Consider the following 23,040-nt stretch of genomic DNA (forward strand, 5'->3'; position numbering starts at 1 on the left):
TTAACATTCAATACGGATCAGGCTAGAAAAACCACTGGAATCATGTCAAAGTATTGGGATGTCTCAACTGCTCGATAATAGAAAACGTAAGCATGTCATTGTGACCGGTGGAACTCAAGGAATCGGCTTGGCAATCGCTCACGGTTTTGCAAAAGCCGGTTGGATGGTCACGGCCGCTGGCCTCGTGCTTAAGCCGGAACTTCAGTCCACCCAAGGTGTTTCCTTTGTTGAATTAGATGTCACCGATCCAATTGCGGTTGAATCGTTGCTGGATCAGATCGATTCGTTAGACGCACTTGTAAATGCAGCTGGGGTGATTGCAAGGAACGACGAATTTGATATCGAGACCTTTGAGCACGTGGTTAATGTGAATCTTACTGGTGCGATGCGAGTGTCTACGGCGGCGCGTGACAAGTTGTCGGTCAACGGTGGTGCCATTATCAATCTTGCCTCCATGTTAAGTTATTTTGGAGGGGCTTTCGTACCCGCCTACTCGGCTTCAAAGGGGGGGGTTGTGCAATTGACAAAGTCACTTGCCATTGCTTGGGCCGAGTACGGAATTCGCGTCAACGCAATTGCGCCAGGTTGGATTGAAACAGAGATGACTGAAGCACTGAGATCAGACTGCCAACGGAATGCTACAATCCTTTCACGGACGCCGATGCAACGTTGGGGCAAGCCGGAGGAGATGGTGGGTCCCGTCTTGTTCCTTGTCTCTCCAGCGGCTTCGTTTGTTACTGGTGCCGTATTACCTGTTGATGGAGGTTACGCCATTTGTTGAGTGTGCGATTGTCGAGTGACGAGCGAAGAAAGCAGGCCGGGCCACAGGAGCTGTTGCGTTCTCCCTCAAGAACACGATCTCGACGACCAGGTGCGCTACCTTCGTCATTGCTAGTGTTGGTTCAAACACAGGCGCGAGTTGTCGTCAAGGGAGCCGTATGGATGGTGAGAGGGTTGGTATCGTTCGAATTTCCAACTGAGTCGTTGGAGTCCTTTACGTGCAATTCGCTCTCGGCCGAATTGCTCCGGTGTAAAGCCAATTTGCTTGGGCGGGTATTCGCTTTGCGCGACGCCTGCCTAAGCCAATTTACTTCTCGATACATTGAAGATTCTAGCGGTGATGCCCTTTGCCTTGGCCTGTTCGATCGCTTCATTCCATTCCGCGGGCGAACTTCCTTTTTCGCGATACCAGCGTTCGGCACCTTCCAGTAAGTGGCGATCGAGTTCGGCTAGCGTTTACTGATGCGTCTGCTTAATTCTTTGGAGGTAGGTTTGCTCCTCAAAGCCAGACCTGTTTTCGTGCTCTAAAAAACTGGCTGTACGTTCGGCTAACTGTGTCGTGCTGAAGACCGCTTGGATGGAGTAATAATCCTTCGTGGGGACAGGGTCACACTTGTGATCGTGGCAGCGTGCACACTGCAAGGAATGGGCCAGAAAGGTTTCCCCCACGCTGTTGGTGACATCGTCGAGAAAGCGTTTCCGTGCGATTTTGGGTACCTTCATGGAGGTTAGTTCCCAGAGGCCCATCCGCAGAAATCCCGTGGCGATAATCATTTCAGAGTCGTTCGCATCATGCTCGTCACCAGCAATTTGTTCGCGGATGAAGTGGTCGTAAGGCTTGTCGTTGTTGAAAGAACGCACCACGTAATCTCGATAACGCCATGCATTACCGCGTTCAAAATCATTGGCGAATCCCGACGAATCAGCGTAACGGACGACATCCAGCGGATGTTGCGCCATCCGTTCCTCATAATGGGGCGACTCTAATAAACGATCGATCACATCCGAAAACGCTTCTTCATTCGACCAGGGTCATTCAGGAAATCATTCGCTTGCTCCGGTGAAGGCGGCAAACCGGTCAAGTCAAACGTGGTCCGTCGAATTAACGTCTTGCGATCGGCTTGTGTTGCGACAGACAACCCAATTGGCAGCTCCTGCTCAATTAACACGTCGATTGGGTTCCTCTGGCCCTTGACTCTTACCTTTGTCACGGGTTGGTAGGCCCATAATCCGGCTGGGTCGTATTTGCGGGTTGTCCAATTGTCATCTAATCCCTTCGAGGTGTTGACTCTGATTCCATCCTCGGCCGACCATTGGCTGGCATACTCTTCTTCAAGCTCGCGTTTTTTCTCGTTACTCACCCACACTGCTCCCAAGCTAATCCAATCTCGCAACCAAATTAGTTGTTGAGCGGACAAGCGTTCGGCTTCCTTGGAAGGCATCTTAGACCAGTCGTCATTTTGACGAGTGGCGGCTTGATACAATGGGCTCTCATTCGGTTTTCCCACTGTCTCCACCTGCCTGCAATCCCGCCATCGATCGAAGTTTCAATGATCCTTCGATCTCATCCGGATCACCCCGTGACAACCGAGACATTTCTCCCGAAGCAAGGGATCGATCCGACGCACGAACAGAATCTCGGAATCGGTTTTGGCCGACTCCTGACCATGGGATTCCAGGTTGAGTCCCATGGGGATGACGACAAGAGCGAACAGTAAGAACAGTTTTTGCGTGATGCTCTTATTTCTAATCGATTCAATGGTTGGTGGGGTAGTTCGTGATCAGATGATTTCTGAGTCAAGGCGACACGCTTTGTCATTTCATGAAGCCGCTGGTGGTGGTTGCGTGTTTACTGATGTGGTCGTTTTCAGCATCGTCAATTGCGAATAAGCTTCGTACTCCTGTCGTGAACGTTTTCTGCAGGTTCTTGTCGATGAGCCTCTTTTGGTACTGTTGCTGCGGTTTGTCTCGGCGGCAGTAAAACGCATGGAGTACCCGCCGCGGTTGTTTCGATCGATTTTCCATTCCGCCATGCCACAGATGTGCATTCATCACCACAATCGTTCCTGCGCTACCGGTAACGATCACTTGATCGGAATGATCCTCGAAAGCATCAGCGAGCACTTGTTGCGGGAGTTTGTTGCTGCGATGTGTGGCCGGAACGATCCGCAGCGGACTATTTTCAAGCGTGATGTCTTGCAACATCCACAAGACGTTGCAGACCCAGAACCCTCGCGTATCCGGTATCTGAATGCAGTGGCTGACGGACGTCGCTGCCTGGATTAACGCTTCGAAGATTTAAACTGCTTAGTTTGAAATCACCGACCACGTGCGCGACATGAGGTAGGACTGTTTCGTTAGTGATCACTCGCGTAAATACATCGCCTTTGTTGACTAGATTCGCCAGCCGGCGACAGCCTGGTTTCCGCTTGAATTCTGATCCCGCCGAATCAGCTTCTTCCTCGAACAATTTGTCAATTCTCTCGTTCAAATCGCCGAGCAACTCTTGGTTAATTGCGTTGGGTAAGATGACAAGACCGAATTCATCAAGTTGTTTAGTAGAACAAGTCATCAGATCCTGCGATTTGTTTCGTCGGTACACCCCGTTGTCTTACCATCCGGGCGTAATGAATGCGGAGTGGTTCGGGCTGTGTTGGGATCGGAGACTTCCGATAGGTAAGACGCCTCGCTTGTTCGTCGGCAAGAAATCCACCGACCGGAAGTACAAGTATTGGCCAATAGGATAAGCTAGACGGCATGCGACCTTCTCCTCAAGATACATTCAGCATCGGCGTCTTCTTCTGGTCCGAATGGACGAGGACATTCAGCAAGGGGAGTTCCTTTTCAAACCTTGCACAGTTGCTGACTAGTGTTCAGGCGTGATACAACTCGTTGCTGGAGGTGGCGTAGCGAATTCAGGCTTAACTTGCCGAATGAATGAGCAAGACGGTTCATCGGAAGAGTGTCTGACTCGTGTGTCGCAAGAATTGCCTTCGGAGGTTTGGTATCCGAAACGCCAGTGCGGTGGCAGGTTGCGTCCGGCAATGCCAATTTTCTTGTGTTCGCGGCTTCAATCTTCGGCTGGCGTCACGATCATCTCGCCGTTCATGACTTTCCAATGGCCAGGAAAGGTGCAGAGATAGGGATACCGACCTGGTTTCTTCGGAGCGCGAAAATAGATCGTAAACTTTTCTTTCGGCAAAACGATGTCCGTATAGGCCAATACATCGTCTGTCGGTGGGACATAGTGTCGCAGTGCAGCCTCCGGATCAGCGATTAGCAGATTGGCGCGCTTTCCAACTCGCTCCAGTGCGTTAACTTCGACGAGTACCCAGTTATGTGGCACAACATCAGGATTCGACAGCGTCAGGGCTAGGGGTTCGCCGGCTTGGACACGGATGGATTTTGTGGCATAGGAAAGGTCACTACCGATATCGATTGTAAGCGGGCGAGCGTGATCGAGTTTCTTAAGGTGCGGATTCTTAATACTACGCGTTGCCATTGCCAGATCGGCTACTATCGGGTGCGGATGAATTGGTTTGTGAACCGGCTTGTAATTTGGCAAGTGGGTGAACGGTTGGTCGAGTTGGTGCACGGTCAGGAAGAGATCATGAAACACATCTGGGGCCGATTGCAGTTGCAGGTGCAGTTGGTTAACCGGTTGCAGATGAGGAATCTGTAGAAAAAGTGTACGGCGGTCGGCAAGCACATGGGTTGCTTTGATCGGCAACGTGTCATGGCCACGAAGGCCGTGGTGATGTGTTGAGAATTCTGGAGATCCGTAAGCGGGACCATATCGATAGTTCCAGCATTGGGCAAAATGGTTGTCTGACTCGAGGGCCGTTGCCTTATCGATCGGTGCGGAAAACGTAACGGCTATACCATTTTCGTGGGCGCGAAAGCCGATGGGTAGTTGAGTCTCGGTACCCGTATATCGGACGCGTTGAAAACAACCATCTTCGGATGTAAACGAGACCCAGCCCTGCATCCCACTCACATAAAGCTGGCCATCGGTGGAGCTGAATCGACCACGATGGGATCCAGAAAGAAACTCACCGGGTAATGGCACGACTGCGCCTTGAAGTTGTTCACCAACTTTGTCACGTAGGATGAGGAAATGTGAGCCCATTCCAAAAGAGAAATGTAGCAGTTGCCCAGCAAGGGGGCCCCAGCGATCGCTGGATACATACGTTTGTCCGCCGCTGGAATTGTCGATTCCGCGCGGAAGGTAAACCAGCGGTAGATCAGGAACTCGCCCCTCGATTGGACCTCGATAGCCGAAATGCGGTGTTGGTTGAGAGGCCCTGGAAGCATCGGGCCGCACGGCACAGATCATCGATGCAGGCGTCCATTCACCCTCGGAACAGGGCACAGTCACAGTTCCATCTGGAAGCAAGCCCAAGCCATCTGGATTGCGGAAGCCCGTGGCCACGACCTCGGCCTGGTCTCCATCGGGCGAGATCTTTACCAGTCCTTGATTGCTGGAGGCTGTGTAGAAGTTTCCCTCAACGTCGCGTTCCAGTCCGCAGATGAAATCATGGCCAGCGTTTGATATCTGATAGGCATTGCTGAAACACTCGTAGAAGTCTGCCTCGCCGTCCTTGTTGAGGTCGTGTAACCGAGTGATTTGATCTCTTCCCAGCACGAAGATGCCATCCTTGTCTACGACGATTCCTAACGCTTGATGGAGTCCCGCTGCGAACCGTCGCCACTTGGCCTTTCGCGACGGGTACTGAAAACCGGTGACGTGCCAGACATCCCCTTGCATCGTGCAAACCAATGCTGATCCATCTGGCAGGAAGTCGTGTCCTCCGCAAAAGAGCAACGCGTTCCAGGGGTTTTCAATTGGCAAGCCAATCGTGTCGATTGCATAGGGGTTGCCGCTGCCAAGTCTGATCGCCGTTTCGAACTCTTCTGGCCATTGACTCGGTGCATTCTCTCGCAAGTGCCGAAGCGGATGCTCGTTAACCTCTGCCACGATGTGAGAAAATTTACCGTCTGTGACTCCGGGAACGTCTAGCAGTTCCCGTTTTCCGATCCGATAGGCAAATGCCACGCGATTGCCATGTCGATAGAAACCATGGTATTTAAACGGCGGACGAATTTGCGATTTTTCTTTGAGGTGTGGGACAGCTTGTCCTGACATTTCCAAGCCGTTCAGGAACCCATGTCGAAACGTCGAGAACTTCACAAAGTCGCCTTTCCAGACAGCCTCGTATGACAGTGTTTCCGGGTTGAAACAGGTCGAAAGCCCGATCGCATCATCCAGTTTGACACAAATACCACGCGAGACGGTTGCACCGTTTCCGCGAAACACACCGGCTTGGATTGATCCGAGTTGGGTATGATTCCAATCGTTGCTGGCCCAGGTTTCTTCGTCCTGATTTCCCCAGTGACCGAGTTCGCCGCCGTCCAGTCCGGGGAACTCTGCCAGCAGCGGTGGAGTGACCGGCAACCTGCGGAAATAATCGGCCTGTTTGCTGTAAAAGTCGAACAATCGGTTGCGATTCACGTGGTGTTGCCAGTTGGGTCGTTGTTCGGCACGAATCGGTCGTCGTTCTAACGGAAATGTGGCCGGTGGTCTCCGGTGAGCTTGAGCATGGAGCATCAGCATTTCCCTTTCGTCGTCGGGAATGCCGCTCGCCGTGCCAAGCGATAAAATGAACGCCAATAAATCGGCTACTTGCTGTTCTGTCATCGCAGCCGTGAGATTGTTGGGCATCAAAGTGCCAACTTCCTGTTGTGCTTCGATCGAATCGAGCTCGAATACTTGATCCCCTGACTTGGATTTGCTCGGATTACGGAGTACCAGTTGACGTTCATCTTTGCTGACGATGTAACCCTGATGTGATTTTCCGGAATCATCAATAATCAGATGAGTAACGTACTCCGGTTTGACTTGTCGTTTTGGCCAGATAATCGACTCGACGATTTCTTCTGGTTTGCGTTCCGCGGCAATTTTTGTCAACGCTGGACCAACCTTGCCCCCATGACTTTGAATCTGGTGGCAAGATAGACAAGCTGACTTGTCAGAAGTGAACACCAACAGTCCACGATGCGGATCACCGAACTGCCTTGCACGTTCAAGCATTTGAGCGACGAGTTGAGCAGAAAACTCCAGTTGGTCAGTCGATGGTGGGGTAGGGGCGGCCTGTTGCGCGCTGGCTAACGCAAGAGGGATGGTCATTGCGAGCAGCAGAGCGAGGCGGAATTGTTTATTAAAGAGGCAGTACATTCTAAGAAACACCTTTTACATCGTTGTCCACGAGTGATGTGATTACGACCGATGTTTATTCCAGAAGACCGTCGCATACTGTGGAACTTCAAGGGTGTCGACGACATCCGGTTCGTCCAACAACTTTGTCAGCATCCAACAAGTCCAGACTAGCAAATCGATCCGAATCGTGTCAAATTGTTGGGATGTCTCAATTGCTCGATGAGACAAAGCGCAAGCATGTCATGGTGAAAGGTGAAACTCAAGGAATCGGTTTGGCAATCGCTCGCGGTTTTGCACAAGCCGGTTGGACGGTTACTGTTGCGGGGATCGGGCGTGAGTTGGAACATCAGCCAACCGAAAGTTTATCCTTTGTTGACTTAGATGTTATCGATTCAACTGCGGTTGACTCGTTGCTGGAGCAGACCGATTCGTAAGACGCACTTGTAAACGCAGCTGCGGTGATTGCGAGAAACGACGAATTCGATATCGAGATGTCCGAGCAACTGGTGCTATGTGAATGTTACTGGTGCTATGTGAATGTCCAAGGCGGTGCGTGACAAACGGTCAGTCAACAGCGGTTCCATTATCAATCTTGCCTCCATGTTAAGTTTTTTGGGAGGTGGCTTAATCCCCGCGTTCTTGGCTTCCAAGGGGTGGTAATGTGCAATTGACGAAGTCACTTGCCATTGCTCGGGCCAGCTCGGAATTCGCGTTAATGCAGTCGCCGTTTGACGAGCGACGAAAACTTACAATTACCTGACGGGAGCTGTCGCGTTATGACCAATGAACACGATATTAACGACCAAGCACTCATGCCTTACCAATTGCCAATGCCGGTCGACGCCCAGACTGAAATCGTCGTCAAAGGAGCAATACCTGATGATGAGCCCGTTTGGGTTCCACAGGCCGAGAACGTCTGGTTTCGACCGCTGTGCTTAAATATTTCCAATGGTTATTGGGTTAATCTGTTGCGAGTCACGAAATCTGGTGTTCTTAGCCGTCACCGCCACCCCGTCCACGGTTTTGTGATCAAGGGACGTTGGCGCTATCTGGAACACGATTGAATTGCGGACCAAGGTTCTTACGTCTACGAACCGCTCGGCGAAACCCATACGTTAGTTGTGCCGGACGATGTTAAGAAGATGATTACGCTGTTTCAAGTCAACGGAGAGATGCATCACGTCGATCCCTGGGGTAAACAGTTTGGATATGAAGATGTCTTCACCAAAATTGACATGTGCCGCAGCCACTACAATAACGCCGGCCTAGGGGCGGCGTTTGTTGACCAATTAATTCGCTAACGGACAAGATTGGACAAAAGCTCTCAAGGAAGTCTTACCCGACTTGTCAACATCTTTGAATGGATTTCCTCAGGCGAGCGTGGAAGACGCAAAATCCTAAGCACAAAAGCACGATGCTGTTTGGCTCGGGAACGGCCGCCGCGGGTCCGCGAGGCCCCATTTCGAACCCGCCACCTGCAAATGCCGTCACGAGGTCACCCGTATTGAATTCGCTGTCACCGTTGAAATCACCTTCGGCCCAGGTCGAATTACGAGCCTCCGGGTCCTCGTATTCACCTGCCGAAAATACGGCGACCAAATCGCTCGTGTTGAACAGGCCGTCTAGGTTCGCATCACCAAAGTAGGTGTTTTTGAGCTGTTCAACCCAAACCTGTCGGTCGGCAGCATCGACGCGACTGTCATCGTTTAGATCAAAGCGTGGCTCATTTGAACCGTTGCGCGCCACCGTTGAAAGTTCATCGATGTCGGCGGCATCCAGGTTGCCATCCCCATTAAAGTCACCTGGCACACCCGCCCCGGGGGTTGCCGGTGCGAAGATTCCGTACTTGCCATCGATAATATCTCCAGCATCTTCTTCGGCATTGACGCCATCACGTCCTGGCGAGATCATCCGATGCCAACCGAGTGTCTCCGGTGACACGACTTCGCCCGGGGCAAGAGGCGTCGGAGTTCCCTCGAAATCCTCTTTCCAGACTTCCACGCCTTCCTCCAGGACACGGATATTATCGTAAAAGACCCGGCCGAAAACCTCACCGTCCGGCGGCCATGCATAATTGCTGAGTAGGATTGTCAGTTTTTCGCCAACGCATTCGTTTTCGACGCAGACATCGCCCTCGAGTGGCGTGATGTAGGTTGCACGGTTCGTGACCCACTCGCCGTCATCTGGAGTGTTGTCCCATGACGGTGCGTATCCCGTAAACGACTGAACAATGTGACCATAGCTGTCGCCGCCAATCTCATCCGCCGTCGACCAAAACTGAATGCTTTGGTCTGCCAACGTTTCCCCGACTCCGTTGCCAATGGCTGCTTCGATTACGTATTCCGTGTCTTCCTTCATGACGACATCCGTAACGATGCCGACGAATACATTCGGATTAGGCTCTTGTTCGGTGACCCCGAAATCGTCCAAGAATAGAGCCTGGTTTCCACCTGCTGGTTCGGCAAATGGATTCTCCTGATCGAAGACCGGGACGGTGTACTCTTGTGCCGAAGTGGTGTCCGTCCAGGCAAGTGAAAAAGCAGCTAACGCGATTGTGAAAATTACCCGACATTTCATGACTTTCACCCCAACACATGGAATAGAACGAACCGACCAAGACGAAAAGGCACTCGTTGCTTTTGATTTTGTTCTAGGCAGGAGGCTGAGTTACTGAACTAATCGAACGTCTGTTTCTGGAACGTCTGTTTCTGTTGGTTTTCAGCCTAGCGAGGTTGAGCGGCTTTGCAACTTATTTAGAGATTATTTATTGATGTACGGTTGTTTGCGTTCGTATAATTTCAATCGCCGTCGCATTTGTTTAGTGATTAGGCTGGCTGGTCGCGTCGAATCAATGTGGATGGCGTTCTTTGCGGACAACACGGCTCGTTCAAATTGCCCTGTTGCGGCATACGCTGCAGCCAGGGTGTCTAAGACTATAGAGTTTTTGTGGTCCGATAAACTCGCTGCCTGTTCAGCCAGCATGAGCGCTCGTTCGGGATCGCGTTGTTGTGCATCGGGATGTGTGGCGAGAATCCAGGCCGTGGAACGAATGACCGGAACCCAATTAGGTTTTAGGTCGATGGTACGATCATACTGTTTAAGGGCCAACTCGAACTTGCCTTGGGAGGCGAGAACTGAACCGAGCCGAAAGTGAGCCTGCGCATTTTCAGGGTTTAGTTGGGTCGCTTGTTTTAACTGACTAACCGCGTCCTCCAGTTGGCCGTTCAAGGCGAACGCAATTCCCAAATTCAACCGGCTGTTGTCACTGCTCGGATTGAGTTCTACTGCCGTGCGGAAATGTTTGACAGCGGGAACGAATTGTTTTCGGTCCATGAGTGCCATGGCGAGATTCTGGTGAGCCTCTGCATACTGAGGGCGAAGCCGAACGGCTTCTCGTGCGTGCTTTAGAGCCTGCTCATGTAGCCCCTGTAGGCGAAGCACTACACCAAGATTGTTGTGAGCTTCGGCAAACTCTGGATTGGCCTTTATCGTCCGTTGGTAATGCTGCATCGCTTCTTCACGTTTGCCTTGCGAAACCAGTGCATTTGCCAGTTGGTAATTAGCGACATCATTTTCAGGTTGAATATTTAGTGCAGCACGCAGGTGTTCTAGTGCCTGGATCACGTTGCCAGTACCGATCAGGATCGGTGCAATATTAAGGTGTGCATCTGCAAATTTCGGATTGGCTCGTAAAGCCTGGCGGTAATGTTGCAGTGCCTGGTTCGTCTTTTTTTGACTTGCTAAAATATTGCCCAAGTTGTTATGTGCTTTGGCATGCTGTGGGTGGACTTCAATTGCCTTCCGTAAGTAGACCGTGGCCTGTTCCAGTTTGTTTTTCTTGATCAGCGCCAGGCCAAGGTTGTAGTTTGAACTGGCGTTGTCAGGGCTCGTGTTCAGCAGCTTACGATATTGCAAGATTGCGTCGTCCAAGTCGCCGCGATTCATTAGGTTGTTTCCCAAGCGTGTGAATAGCCGAGGAAGATACGGGTCGTCAGTCATTCGCAGTCGATGCTCGGTAGCATATTTGATGGCATCGTCCAGATAACCACCGTCCGCAAGCTGAAGACAGAATCCCAAGTGCCAAAACATATTGGGGGGCTCGTGCCATGTGCCCTGAAATGGTAAGGCTTGGCCGGTCAACCGAAATCGTTCGAGAGGAAGCTTGTTGACGTCTGCCACGATTCGATCGACCGTCACAGGTCCTTTGTACACCGCAGCCAATTCACCGGAAGCATCAAGTAACACGCTGGTGGGAACCGGTAAGGGTTGATTTGGCAAGAACAAGTGATCGTGCACCATTTGCAACTTGTCGACCAGTTCCGATGTTGCCATTCCCGTCCGGAATGGAAGCTTCATTTGTTGGAGTAATGCTTGGGCCGTTTCCATGTCAGAGTTTTTATCCGAGGAGAGGTCATCAACGGAAAGGGCCAGAACCTCAACCCCTGCGTTGCTTAATCTTTGTGAGTTATTCTTCAATGAATTCAGCTCATGAAGACATGGCTGACACCAGCTGGCCCAAAGATTCACCAAGAGTGGCTTCCCATGGTGGTTTGCCAAAGATTGGGTGTCACCCGTGAGGGTGCGGTATGCCATTTCTGGCAATGGCACTCGCGAGCAAAGTAGCACGTTCACACGGTCCGTGGGCTTGATGGCTTCCGTTTTTGAGGCGGCGAGTTTCAGCTCTCGTGTCGGTGGATTCCGAAGTTCGGCACGGCCGCTTCCCTGGATGATTCGATAGCGCCGATCTGCAGATAAGTTTGTAAACTCCTCGGTATTTCCTCCCGGCCAATGAACAACCAGTTTCACGACGTGTTGAGAACTACCGAGACCGAAATGTAACCATTTACTTGATTGAGCCAAAAATCCTTCTCCGGCGCGCAACGTCCGAACGAAGGTGGATGGTTGATGCTGAACTACTGATGTGGTTTCCGAGCTAGGTTCTTCGATTTCGGCGTTCCGAACAGTCAGCACGACCCTTGCTCCGATCGCATCTCGATTGCAACTGACTCCCCTCAGTCGCACCGTTAGAAAGTGATTCTTGGACGGGATGTCATTGCGGAGAATTCTCAGGCGAGGGGAGGTGCGGTTGGCAAGCCATATGTCCAAATCACCGTCTTGGTCCCAATCCACCACTCCAACAGCCCGACCATCGTCGAGGAAATCAAATCCGGCTGCGGATGAAATATTGGCGAATGAGCCCTGCCGCAGATTCAAGAATGCGCAGTTGCGTTCGTAGCCGCTCCATGAAACTCCGCGTTGTGCCAGCTCGTCCAAACGTTCTGAGGCCATGGTGAAATTTTCCGGCAAGTCGCCCCCACGCGGTGTTTCGACCGGTGATTGCGACACGACCTGCCGCCAAAAGAAACTTCATAAATCATCGTTTGGCGCTTGGGAGAGGTAGCCATTGCAAACCAGCAAGTCGTCCCAGCCATCGTTGTTGACGTCAGCGAACAGGGAGCCCCAAGACCAACGCCCCATGGTGACACCCGCCTGGAGACTCACATCGCGAAATGTCCCATCACCTGCGTTTTGCAGGAGCGTATTGCCACGAGCAAGCTGTTGGTACGCTAATCGATCTGCGGTCGGCTTGAAGGTGCTTTGTGAGGTCACGCGGTGACCGGCGGCCGAAAACATATTGGAAATGTAGATATCCATCCAGCCGTCGCGGTTATAGTCACCCCAGGAGACTGACATGCCGAAATTCGCGTCGATTGCGTTCGCGGCAGGTGCGACATCATGGAAATGTCCTTGATCATTGCGGTATAGGTTGTTGTGACCAAAATCATTCGCCACATACAAATCCATATCCCCGTCATTGTCGTAATCTTCCCAGGAGGCAGAGTAACTCCAACGTGTGTTGTTCCGGTCCAACCCCACCTGCGCAGTCACATCGGTCAATGTCCAGTTTCCGTCATTTCGAAGCAATACATTTTCTCCGCCATTGGTGGCGTTGAAAAAAGGCACGGGACGACCGAACCGAGACAGTCCGGCAGCGCGATCGGCAACATAATTGCAAAGATAGAGGTCGAGCATGCCGTCGTTATCGTAGTCCACCGATGTCAAGGAGTATTCATACGCGCCCGCATGTTTGGTCTTGAGCGAAAACCGGCCATGACCATCGTTGGCGAAGAGCAACAGGCACTTACCGGTCGCGACCGCTAGATCCTGGTCACCGTCGTTGTCCAGATCCAAGAATAGCGATGCGTAGGACCAATCCAACACATCGACACCCGACTGCCGCGAGGCGTCACGCACGGAGCCATCCGGATTCTGCAACAACAAGCGATTGGGAAGTCCTCCAGGTTGGCAGACATAGATGTCTTCCAATTCATCACCGTCAGCATCACCGATTGCAAAGCCGATTTGGCCTTCCAGTAATCGCGGACTCAGATGCGATTCTAAACGACGCATCCAGTGGTCGGCACCATAACGCAGTTGTTCGCGATAGCATGGCGTCTCGCCCAACACCGACTCTGTGCAATCTGCAAACCATGTTCCCGTATCGCCACCGGCTTCAACTTCCTCATATTTCGACGATTGAATTGACTGAATCCGAAGTTCCCCCTTATCCCTTTGACGCTCCCATTGAACGTCCCACACGGCTGTTTGCTGAAGCGTGCCCGAATCCGTGCGGCCTCGGGATTCGAAAAAAATACGTGTGGCGGCCATCGTTTTTGAGATCGGATCAACGCGAACCACTTTGAAATTCACGCGAATATTGGTTGCTCCCTCGTAAACATCACTGAGTTCCTGCAGTAAATGGACCATCTTTTCCTGGCCGATTGCTCTGCGGGCAGAGCTGTTGCCTGAGGTATCGCGCCGGACGACAATTGAGTCGTCTTGGAAGACGACAGACAACTGCTTTGCGCGAAGAACTCCCACGGAGACGTTTTGGGCGGCAATCTCCCTGAGTGAAGTAGGGTTGATGCGTTGAGGATTCTGCAACAGTTTTGCAAATCGTTTTAATACTGCAGACACATCAGCGGCAATGGATTCGGTTTGCCAACCATCGCTTTGCGGATCGAGTAACTGTTCTCTGCCAATTTGCCGGGAGTTAGATGTTGCGGTTGATAGAGTGGGCAAACTGTCAGGGCCAAGGGTTGAAATTGAGCCCGGCGAATGGAGTTCATCAGAATCTTGGGACGGGGTGCCACCTCTGCGGGAAACGACGGCGTCGTCGGATCGGGAAGACCAATACAGACCGATAGCGAAGATCAAAATGATCATGCCTGCGAGACTGATCTGCCACAACCGCCGGCTGCGAGGACGCGGATTGCCAACGAGTGGTTTCTGATTGGAGTTGCTACGTCCCATGTTGCCGCGGTCGTCAGGGGTGTGAGAAACTCAGCAAACGAAGCCGCCAGGCCGAACGTTAAATCGAACCATCGGAAGTTTCTTCATTCTAATAGGTTTTCGCCGCTGCGTCCTTCATTTTCGTCAATACTTTCTTCATGCCGATCAGGTTCTCGCGAAGACTTTCTTCGGTATCCAGTTCGGTCCGATGATCCAGGATTCCGATCGGACCGTCGTAGCCGCTTGCCTTGACGATTTTCATCATTTCGATTTCGTGTTGGCCCTCGCCAACCGCCAAGATCTTAGGTTGGGCTTGGTCGTTCATCCCGTTCAGATTGACGCAAAACAGGTATGGCTTCATCTGGGCAATCTGACGCGCAAAGTCCTCGACATGTTCGTGGCCGTGGTGAAAGTTGTAAACAATGCCTACGTGATCGGCGTCGGCATTCTCTCGCAGCCATTTACATACGGCGACCATATTCGAGGGTTCACCCGTCCATCCGCCGTGGTTATAGATTCCCAATTTACAACCAAGCTGACGCGTGCGTTCGACGAGTGGCATTAACTGACGACCCGCGGCCTCAACCTTATCTTGTTGGCTTCCCTCATTCGGCGCTGTGAGCATTTTCCACACTTGCGGGGAGATGTTGTACTTTGCAAAAAGATTAAACATTTCTTCATGCGTGTCCCAAAAAGCAAAGAATTCAAGACCGTGTTCCTTGTAGGCGAGAATTTCATCTTCAAAATCTGCCACATGCTCTTGCCGCCAGTCATAGGCGACCTTTTTTAGTCCCAGATCATTCAACATTTTCGCGCGAGCTTGGGGCCCTCGTTTTGCCGCGTCAAAAGGAACGATACACCAAGCGACTAGATTCGGCTTTGCGTAGATACTTGGCGATTGGGATTCTTCTGCTGGGGAATAGGTTGGCTTCCAGAGCAGGGCGAGAAATACCAGCAATGACATAACTACGAATGGTCGGACATGTGCGGATCGTTTCATGGCGAGTTCTCCTCTAAAGTTCGGGCAGGTCCTAGAAATTCCAGCAGGTTATCGACAGCTGCGTCGCAGGCACGCGACACACTCTCACTGGTAAAGGCTCCGATATGTGGTGTGGCAATGACCTTGTGATGTTGTATCAGGAGGGCATTGCCTGGTGGTTCGCGCCGATAGGCGTCGATTGCCAACCCAGAAAGTTTGTCGCAATTCAAAGCGTCAAGCACAGCCTGGTCGTCGAGCAGTTCACCACGAGCTGTGTTGACCAGATAGGCTCCGTCCTTCATTAGCCCGAGCGAATCTGCGTTAATGAGCGGATGTCCCTCCGGCGACGGTGGACAATGAAGGCTGACAACATCTGATTGGCCGAGGACGTTTGCCAGTGATTCGAAACGAATGGGGGGGGTGGTGGTCAAAGAGGCATTGCCGGCATAAGGGTCGTACGCGCAAACTCGCATCCCCATTCCGGTTGCCATGACCGCCACATGTTGCCCGACACGTCCGCAACCGACGAGCCCCAGCGTGCGTCCATCTAATTCGATCCCTTTACGACGTTCCCAGCAGAGCTGCTTCAGCTGCCTGTTAGAGAAAGGAATCTCGCGAACCAACGAGAAGACAAGGCCGATTGTCAATTCAGCAACTCCTCGTGCATTTGCTCCCTCGGCACGCAAAACGGAGATGCCAAGTCGTTTCGCTGCGTCTAAGTCGATGTTGTTGACACCCGTACCATTTCTGCTGATCACCTGGAGCCGAGTTGCTGCGGTTAATACGTGTTTGTCGATCGGTTCTACACCGGCCAAATAGCCGACGCAGTCGGGTAGTAACTCCAACAGCTCTCGCGTGCTCGGCTGCTGGCCTGGCTGGCACATCACCGTTTGATAACCGGAACTCTGCAAACGGATCAGGGACTGATGACCAGTACGGGTGAGCGACCTTGGCGTAACCAGAATGTTGCGATTACTCATGATATCGTCTGATCCATACATTCCTATTCGACAACAATCGTTCCAGCACGATGGAACACTCGTTTGGGGAACCCTTCCGATTGGATATCGCCGTAGTTGTGACCTGCGTCGCCTGGGTAAACGCAAAATGTGATCAATCGCTCTGACCCCGTGTTGATCGAGCGATGTGCCCAATAGGGGGGCACGTAGACCATGCGCCCTCGGGAAAAGCTCTCCGATTTGCAACGTCCATCCGTGGTCTTCATCATCATGATGCCCTCGCCGGCCAGGCACATATAGATCTCACCGGTTTCCAGCACACTGTGGTAGTGTCCTTTCGTCATGAAGCACTCGTCGCCGACCCGACCTGGTTGCAGATCGCTGATACAGTACATGAGGTGCCCGTATTCTTGGGGAACCGGTACTTCATAAACTTTGTAGTGGATGGAATCTCCATCGCGCTGAATCAGCTCCTCAAGGGCTTGCTCGTCTGCGTAGTATCCTCGCATATCGGACGTTTTACGTTGTAAGACATTGCTGGCACCGTGCATCACACCATTATCAAGATCAAAGTCGACGTGAAACGGATCAATCAGCGTGGTGGGTGGATTTGCGGGCTTGGTATTCACAACTTTTCTTTCTGTAAGTCGCTCAGCCTAATCGAAGTTGATATTGGCGGCCGGTTGAATTCCTTCAAAACGCAATTCAGCATTACCGAGGGCGGATTCACACGAATCTTGTTCCGGTCTCGATAACTCCCAAGACGAAACGTCGACACGGCATGTGTTCTTGGCATTAAAAGCAAGGATGTGTGATTTTCTCCATACTTGGGCTAGTTTGTGATTCTGCAGTTTGACGCGATTTCTGAGAGCTTATCGAATGCTGGCCCGCTCGTTGGAATATCAATTCCAAACACTTCGGCGATGACACGTGTCCAGCCTTGAAGAAAGTAAACCCAGCCGTCGGCGATGCTCAGGTTTCGTTCCTGTTGTTGTGCACGAGCCTGGTCCAAGAATTTGAGGTTGCCACGATAATTAAAATCCCAGGCGATACCATCTTGTGGCCAGATGGCAGAGTTGGTGAGGGGTGACCCAGGAGCGTCCTTTCCGAGTCCAGTGGCATTCACAACCAATGCGCCAGGATTCATGTCACGCATGATCGAGTCTGTTGACTCTGGCGTTGGTGTAAGGTGGTACTCCAAAGGGAGATCAGCCTCGATCGATTGATGCAGCGCTTGTATCTCTTCCAAACGTTTCTTACTTCGGTTGGTCACCACAATCCGGGTCGGTCGGTTTGCTCCTCGATCTGGGCTAAGCAGATACCAACTGAGGGCAATGGCCGATCCGCCGGCGCCAAGGATTAACGCTTCTGCACCGCTGTTTTTCCAATAGTTGGCTGGTAGCAATGCTTCAATCGCCAAACCGCTGGTGATGGGGTCCTTGGCGTGGCCGATCAACTGGCCATCACGTTTTGACAGGCTACTGACTTCGTGCATCAATAATGCAAATTCGTCCAGTTGATCAAATTGGTTGCGACATGCGGAAAGTAAATCCAACTTATGCGTTGTCACCAATGCACCCAACGACAAGGGATCGTGCTTAATGAAATCCACGGCTCGCCGATAGTTGTCGGGGGCGTCATGTTGCTTGAAATTGATGCCGCGAATCCTTGCGTCCTCCAATCCCCAATGATTGGCCCAGCGAGGAAAGACGTTCATGATCGATGACTTGTGCGTTGTTACGCCGATGAAGTACATCGTCGGGTTAACGGCGGCCGGGAATTGGTCGCTCGGGGTCAGGGGCGTCGGTTCAATTCGGGTTTCGGACATGAATTTCGGGTAAATTGAATTGGGGGTATGAGGTTGAAAAATGTTCAGAGTGAAAATTTCACTGCGTTTCGCTCCACTCGTTCAGCAGACGGTTCAGACGCTGATACCTTTGCGCGCGTTGAGTATAGTGCTTGGCCAGTTGGCGATTGGGACGAGTCAGCGCACCCGTTTTGATCCATTGCTGGGCCGTATCTGCCAAACGAGGAAAGAGACCGATGCCATATCCTGCGAGTAAGGCAGCGCCGGTCGGTGCACCTTCCGGCCGACTCACCTGTATAACGTTGACGCCGAGCGCATCGGATTTAATCGTGTTCCAAACGGCACTTTTTTCGCCTCCGCCCGTGACTCGGATTTCTCGCAGCTTTAGTTCAGGATTCAAGGATCGCAGGACATGAAGGTAGATGTAATACTCGAGGGCGACTCCCTCCAAGGCGGCGCGAAACATGTGTGCCGCAGAATGGCTCCACGTCAGCCCGGCCCAAGCCCCGCGTAAATTCGGCTCAGCAGGCGAGTTGCGACCTCCCAGGTGTGGGACAAAAATGGGGTCATCCAGCTGAGGCGTAATACGAGCCGCCATTCGGCCCAGTTGTTCCAAGGTTTTGTCGGTTTTCTTCTTTCCCATACTTGCCAATTCCTTGGCAAACCACTCGAGGTTCATTCCTCCGCCGTTGATGTAGGCGTATGGATGCCAGAGACCAGGCGTTGCAGATTGGCCCCAACCAAGCACCCCGTACTTGGTGTCCGACTTGAATTGTTTGGTTGTCGCTGCAAACACAGAAGCGGTACCTGCAACGTCGACGCAAATGCCCGGCTTGGTCGCACCACAGGCCAAGAACGAAGCGGCAGTATCGCCGCAGCCCGCAATGACCGCTGTACCGGGCTTCAATCCAGAGCGGCGTGCCATTTGAGCGGTCACCTCGCCGACAATCTTATTGGAGTCCACAATGCGTGGTAATTTTCCCATTTCGATATCGAAGGTTTGGCACAATGCTGCGTCCCACTTTGCGCGACGATTGTCGGCAAAGCCACTAAAGTGGAGATAGCTCTTGTCGATGAACGCCTGCTCGCCAGTAAGGCCGCAAAGTCGCATCGCAGCATAACCGCCTGGTTGCACAAACGATCGAATCTGTTGGTAAATCGTCGAACGCTGATCTTTCCACCAGAGGATTTTCGGACCATGATTGAAGCTAGGAGGTCCCCCAGTTTTCTGAATGATTCGTTTGCCAGCCGTTTGCTGCATTTCCAAAATCTGGGGGCCACAACGTGTATCCAGCCAGGAGTCATAGGGTGTCACATGGTTGCCGTCGTCGCCGACGCCTATCACGCCCGCCATCTGCCCGTCGATGCCGAGTGCGGCAATGTTCACGGGATCAATTCCCGACTCATTTACACAGGTTCGTAAGCAATGGCAGACAGCCTGAAACTGCTGGTCCGGATCCTCTTCGACTACACCCACTTCGGGTCGGTGCAATCGGGATTTGCGAAATGCGGTAGCCCGAGTTCGACCTTGCTTGTCGAACAAAGCCGCCTTGGTGCCCTGAGTTCCGATATCGATGCCGATAAGATATTTTTTTTGCTTATTTACCACGTCACTTGTTTTCCGTAACCGGGGATTCGTGACTATTGACAAAGGCCACTTTCCCTGAGGCCCCATTGAGTGCGACCTGGTAACCTTTTTCAAGTTCGTCGAGTGTGAAAACGTCAGAGATGACCTGAGTCACGTCTATTCTTTGTCGTGCCACTAATTCAATTGCCGCATGGTAGTCTCGAACGGATCCACCCGTCGATCCTGTGATCAGCAGATTCTTGTAGTGAATTCGATTTGTATCCAAGGGTACCGCCTGGCTTCCTTTTGGCAGGCCGCCAAAGAGGCAGAGTCGTCCGAATGGTGCCAATAACGAAATCGCTTCAGTTTGTACGCTTGGGATAGGACACGCGGTGATGACAACGTCGACTCCACGACCGCCAGTTTCGTCCATTACACGTTCAAGCACATTCTCAGACGTCGGATTGATAGCCAGATCGCATCCTAGTTCAACGGCCCGCTCAAGCCGATCTTGTTGTGGATCGATGGCAATCAATAAAGCGGCACCGGAATTGCGTGCCAGCATCGTGTGGAGCAAGCCCATTGGGCCCGCACCGTAAATCAGCACCGAATCGCCGCAACTCAGTCGAGCAACTGTTGCTCCGTTCACGACACACGAGAGCGGTTCGAGGAGAGCCGCCGCCTGATCCGACAAGCTATCGGGTAGCGAGATAACATTTCCTTGCCGGATGAACTGAGCCGGAATCTTCACCAACGACGCATGAGCACCATCTCGGTCGATTCCGAATGCAGTAAAGTCGTCGCAATAGTTTGATTGTCCGCGGATGCATCCGTCGCAGTGACCACAACCTGCGTTGGGCGCGACGCCGACTCGCGTTCCCACGCTAAACTGAGAGACGTTTGTTCCGACTTTCTCAATGGTTCCAATGAACTCATGCCCCAGCACAATTCGTTGATTGTTCGCCAACTTCCGATGACCATTTCGAATGATTTTCACATCCGTGCCGCAAATAGAGGCAGCCTGCACGCGCAACAGCAGTTCATCCGCTGAGATTTCAGGCTTTGGGATTTCCTGAACGGCAAACTCGCCATTCTGTGTGTAAGTTGCGGCAATCATTTTGCTATCGTCCATCGAGCAATTCAAAAGTCGGGCAAGCCTCTAGCTTGACAACTTCAACCTCTGCGAGTTGAAATCCGATTCCATTCAGCAAATTCAAAAATCAATGACCGAGGATTTACTTGTCATTTCTCGTTGTCACCGCCGTCCAGCTTAAGTGGGCGTCGTTCGACGATCGATCGGTTTCCCGCAATCACGACGCAAACCGCGGCGCGTCCATCATAGCCATCGGCACGAGGTTTGTCCGCTTCCCGTATGCAGCGAATAAAATCTTCGTCCTCGGCTTGATAAGCATTCAGGAATAGATTCATCCAGCTGCGCACAATCGGTCTGTTTGTGCCCTGGGAGGTATGCGAAGCGATCGCCTGCTCGGTCAAACTGCCGACGGTGATTAAGCCTTTTTCGCCGAGCACTTCACACCTTGCGTCGTACCCATATTGCACTCCTTGAGCTCCGAAAATTGAACCTTGCATGCCGTTACGAAAGCGAGCAGTCAGCACAACGTTGTCGTAGAAATCAGGAAATGGTTCCCTTGCAGGCGATGATCGATAATTTCCACCGATCGCATAGACTTCCTCGAATTCGCTACCGGTAAACCAGCGAAGTGTGTCGATGTCGTGGCTGTTGACTTCGGCCAGCGGTCCGTTGCTTTGGCGAATATCGTACATCCATGGCTTGGGCGTTGTTGGTCCATGGGTCAGCGATTTGACCAAGACAACGCTGCCAATTTCACCCTCCTCAATGCGTTGCTGTGCGGCCAGAAAACCTTTGTCAAACCGTCGCATGAAACCGATTTGCAAGACGACGTTCGATCGTTCTGCTGCTGCGATCATTGCATCGCATTCCGCGGCTGACATTGCCATTGGTTTTTCACACAAGATGTGTTTTCCAGCATCTGCTGCTGCGATAACGATCTCAGCGTGGTACTTGGTTGGTGTCGCCACGACAACAGCATCGACTGCGCGGTCTTGAACCGCATCACGATAGTCGTGAAACGATTGGTTCACACCTAGCTCGTCACACGCTGATCGGCAGGCGTCTGAATCAGGGTCAACCACTCCCACCAGTCGGGCACCCAGCACCCGCCCTGATGCAAAGTTGCGACCGTGAATCATCCCGGCTCGCCCTGACCCTACAATGCATACACCAAGTTCGTTCATCGCAGATCAATCCGCTGACCCGATCGCGCCGACTCCAGTCCGGCTTGCAGGAATTGCATACATTTCAGACCATCATGAAAGTTCGGTTGGATCTGTTCGCCACGCTCGATCGCGTTAACGAAGTCAACCACCGCGTGGGTAAACTCGTGTTCATACCCGATCATATGTCCCGGTGGCCACCAATTAGAAACGTAGGCATGGCAGGGTTCCGTGGCTAAGATCGTTTTAAAGCCGTGTGCGTCATCTGGGTCGCTGCCGTCAAAGTATTCCAGCTCATTCATGCGTTCCAGGTTGAATGTTAAGGCTCCCTTGGAGCCATAGATCTCGAACACGTTGTAATTTTTTCGGCCCGTGGCGAAGCGAGACGACTCAAATGATCCGAGTGCGCCGTTGTCGAAGGTTGCTAACATAAAAGCCGCGTCCTCCACCGTCACCGGCCCGGTCTCTTTTGCCTCCCCAGATCCCGCAGAAAAAGTTGCTGCACCCGCTCCGGGCAACGGTCGCTCGGCGACAAACTGGGAGGTCATTGCCATGACAGATTGAAGCTCTCCCACCAAGAATCTCGCCAGGTCAACACTGTGCGAATTCAGGTCCCAGTGGGGGCCGGCTCCCGCATGTTCTTGTTGCAGATGCCAGGTAAGAGGGAAATTCGGGTCCATGATCCACGATTGCAAATAGGCTCCGCGCCAGTGATAAATCTGTCCTATCTTGCCGGCGTCGATCATTTGTTTAGCCAACATCACCGCCGGACAGCGGCGGTAGTTGTGATTAACATAATGGACCGTGCCGGCTGTTTCCGCCGCCGCCAGCATTTGCTCGGCCTGCTCGACATTCAGGGCAAAAGGCTTTTCACAAAACACATGCTTGCCGGCTTCGAGTGCGGCCACAGCGATTTCGTGGTGAAGTGCCGTGGGTGTTGACACATCAACGATGTCGATGTCGTCCCGTGCAACGACCTGGCGCCAGTCGGTGACTGCTTCTTCCCAGCCCCAGCGATCAGCAAACGATTGCAGCGATTCCTTGTCTCGCCCACAGGCCACTTTCAGCACCGGTCGCGCGTTGAGGTCGAAGTACAGCGGCGCATTTCGCCATGCCTGCGAGTGAGCCTTGCCCATGAAATTATGGCCAATGATCGCGACGTTTAGTTGTGACTGCATACCG

General features: G+C 52.3%; 22 protein-coding genes. 5 read left to right on the forward strand and 17 right to left on the reverse strand.

Annotated elements, in window-relative coordinates:
* The first annotated feature begins 58 nt into the window (after nt 1–58).
* Nucleotides 59–781: an SDR family oxidoreductase gene (locus tag P8N76_26350; GenBank protein MDG2385220.1), complete on the forward strand. Its 723-nt coding sequence runs from the start codon at nt 59–61 to the stop codon at nt 779–781.
* Between the two features lie 455 nt (nt 782–1,236).
* Here the strand turns inward: P8N76_26350 and P8N76_26355 are convergent, their stop codons facing one another.
* Together P8N76_26355 and P8N76_26360 are read right to left on the reverse strand one after the other, a co-directional pair.
* Nucleotides 1,237–1,740, reverse strand: coding sequence for a DUF1549 domain-containing protein (locus tag P8N76_26355; protein ID MDG2385221.1), 504 nt, complete (start codon nt 1,738–1,740; stop codon nt 1,237–1,239).
* Between the two features lie 38 nt (nt 1,741–1,778).
* Complete coding sequence (locus tag P8N76_26360) at nt 1,779–2,288, reverse strand: DUF1549 domain-containing protein (GenBank protein MDG2385222.1); 510 nt, start codon at nt 2,286–2,288, stop codon at nt 1,779–1,781.
* Nucleotides 2,289–2,330: 42 nt separating this feature from the next.
* On the opposite strand from P8N76_26360, the gene P8N76_26365 reads away from it, so the two are divergent.
* Nucleotides 2,331–2,498 carry a hypothetical protein gene (locus tag P8N76_26365; protein ID MDG2385223.1) on the forward strand — a complete coding sequence of 56 codons (168 nt, stop codon included), beginning with the start codon at nt 2,331–2,333 and terminating at the stop codon, nt 2,496–2,498.
* A 97-nt stretch (nt 2,499–2,595) separates the two neighbouring features.
* Here the strand turns inward: P8N76_26365 and P8N76_26370 are convergent, their stop codons facing one another.
* The 4 genes from P8N76_26370 to P8N76_26385 form a co-directional block, all read right to left on the reverse strand.
* Entirely contained in the window at nt 2,596–2,985 is a 390-nt protein-coding gene (locus P8N76_26370) for a phytanoyl-CoA dioxygenase family protein (protein MDG2385224.1), read from the reverse strand.
* Nucleotides 2,963–3,352 (reverse strand): hypothetical protein, encoded by a 390-nt coding sequence (locus tag P8N76_26375; GenBank protein MDG2385225.1) that lies wholly within the window; start codon nt 3,350–3,352, stop codon nt 2,963–2,965. The genes P8N76_26370 and P8N76_26375 overlap by 23 nt, the downstream gene beginning before the upstream one ends.
* Entirely contained in the window at nt 3,336–3,539 is a 204-nt protein-coding gene (locus tag P8N76_26380; protein ID MDG2385226.1) for a hypothetical protein, read from the reverse strand. The genes P8N76_26375 and P8N76_26380 overlap by 17 nt, the downstream gene beginning before the upstream one ends.
* 311 nt (nt 3,540–3,850) lie before the next feature.
* On the reverse strand, nt 3,851–7,015 hold the full coding sequence (locus P8N76_26385) for a plastocyanin/azurin family copper-binding protein (GenBank protein ID MDG2385227.1): 3,165 nt from the start codon (nt 7,013–7,015) through the stop codon (nt 3,851–3,853).
* A 185-nt stretch (nt 7,016–7,200) separates the two neighbouring features.
* On the opposite strand from P8N76_26385, the gene P8N76_26390 reads away from it, so the two are divergent.
* The 3 genes from P8N76_26390 (at nt 7,201) to P8N76_26400 (ending at nt 8,298) form a co-directional block, all read left to right on the forward strand.
* On the forward strand, nt 7,201–7,431 hold the full coding sequence (locus P8N76_26390; GenBank protein MDG2385228.1) for an SDR family NAD(P)-dependent oxidoreductase: 231 nt from the start codon (nt 7,201–7,203) through the stop codon (nt 7,429–7,431).
* Nucleotides 7,432–7,773: 342 nt separating this feature from the next.
* Nucleotides 7,774–8,061, forward strand: a complete 288-nt coding sequence (locus tag P8N76_26395) for a hypothetical protein (GenBank protein ID MDG2385229.1) — start codon at nt 7,774–7,776, stop codon at nt 8,059–8,061.
* 78 nt (nt 8,062–8,139) lie between these two features.
* Nucleotides 8,140–8,298 carry a hypothetical protein gene (locus P8N76_26400; protein ID MDG2385230.1) on the forward strand — a complete coding sequence of 53 codons (159 nt, stop codon included), beginning with the start codon at nt 8,140–8,142 and terminating at the stop codon, nt 8,296–8,298.
* 46 nt (nt 8,299–8,344) lie between these two features.
* On the opposite strand, the gene P8N76_26405 is transcribed toward P8N76_26400, so the two are convergent.
* The 11 genes from P8N76_26405 to P8N76_26455 all read right to left on the reverse strand — a co-directional run bounded on the left by P8N76_26405 (nt 8,345) and on the right by P8N76_26455 (nt 23,036).
* Nucleotides 8,345–9,574, reverse strand: a complete 1,230-nt coding sequence (locus P8N76_26405; GenBank protein ID MDG2385231.1) for a hypothetical protein — start codon at nt 9,572–9,574, stop codon at nt 8,345–8,347.
* 183 nt (nt 9,575–9,757) lie between these two features.
* Complete coding sequence (locus P8N76_26410) at nt 9,758–12,343, reverse strand: tetratricopeptide repeat protein (GenBank protein MDG2385232.1); 2,586 nt, start codon at nt 12,341–12,343, stop codon at nt 9,758–9,760.
* A 21-nt stretch (nt 12,344–12,364) separates the two neighbouring features.
* Nucleotides 12,365–14,311, reverse strand: coding sequence for a VCBS repeat-containing protein (locus tag P8N76_26415; GenBank protein ID MDG2385233.1), 1,947 nt, complete (start codon nt 14,309–14,311; stop codon nt 12,365–12,367).
* Between the two features lie 88 nt (nt 14,312–14,399).
* Nucleotides 14,400–15,290 (reverse strand): TIM barrel protein, encoded by an 891-nt coding sequence (locus tag P8N76_26420; protein ID MDG2385234.1) that lies wholly within the window; start codon nt 15,288–15,290, stop codon nt 14,400–14,402.
* Nucleotides 15,287–16,249, reverse strand: coding sequence for a phosphoglycerate dehydrogenase (locus tag P8N76_26425; protein MDG2385235.1), 963 nt, complete (start codon nt 16,247–16,249; stop codon nt 15,287–15,289). The genes P8N76_26420 and P8N76_26425 overlap by 4 nt, the downstream gene beginning before the upstream one ends.
* Nucleotides 16,250–16,272: 23 nt before the next feature.
* A complete protein-coding gene (locus P8N76_26430; protein MDG2385236.1) occupies nt 16,273–16,857 on the reverse strand; it encodes a glucose-6-phosphate isomerase family protein in 585 nt (194 codons plus the stop codon).
* A 203-nt stretch (nt 16,858–17,060) separates the two neighbouring features.
* On the reverse strand, nt 17,061–18,056 hold the full coding sequence (locus tag P8N76_26435; protein ID MDG2385237.1) for a hypothetical protein: 996 nt from the start codon (nt 18,054–18,056) through the stop codon (nt 17,061–17,063).
* A gap of 58 nt (nt 18,057–18,114) precedes the next feature.
* Nucleotides 18,115–19,644, reverse strand: coding sequence for an FGGY family carbohydrate kinase (locus tag P8N76_26440; GenBank protein MDG2385238.1), 1,530 nt, complete (start codon nt 19,642–19,644; stop codon nt 18,115–18,117).
* A 1-nt stretch (nt 19,645) separates the two neighbouring features.
* Nucleotides 19,646–20,734 carry an alcohol dehydrogenase catalytic domain-containing protein gene (locus P8N76_26445; GenBank protein MDG2385239.1) on the reverse strand — a complete coding sequence of 363 codons (1,089 nt, stop codon included), beginning with the start codon at nt 20,732–20,734 and terminating at the stop codon, nt 19,646–19,648.
* A 110-nt stretch (nt 20,735–20,844) separates the two neighbouring features.
* Entirely contained in the window at nt 20,845–21,879 is a 1,035-nt protein-coding gene (locus P8N76_26450; protein MDG2385240.1) for a Gfo/Idh/MocA family oxidoreductase, read from the reverse strand.
* Nucleotides 21,876–23,036 (reverse strand): Gfo/Idh/MocA family oxidoreductase, encoded by a 1,161-nt coding sequence (locus P8N76_26455; protein MDG2385241.1) that lies wholly within the window; start codon nt 23,034–23,036, stop codon nt 21,876–21,878. Before P8N76_26455 ends, P8N76_26450 begins: the two co-directional genes overlap by 4 nt.
* Nucleotides 23,037–23,040 lie beyond the last annotated feature (4 nt).

Source organism: Pirellulaceae bacterium, from assembly GCA_029243025.1.
Lineage (GTDB): Bacteria > Planctomycetota > Planctomycetia > Pirellulales > Pirellulaceae.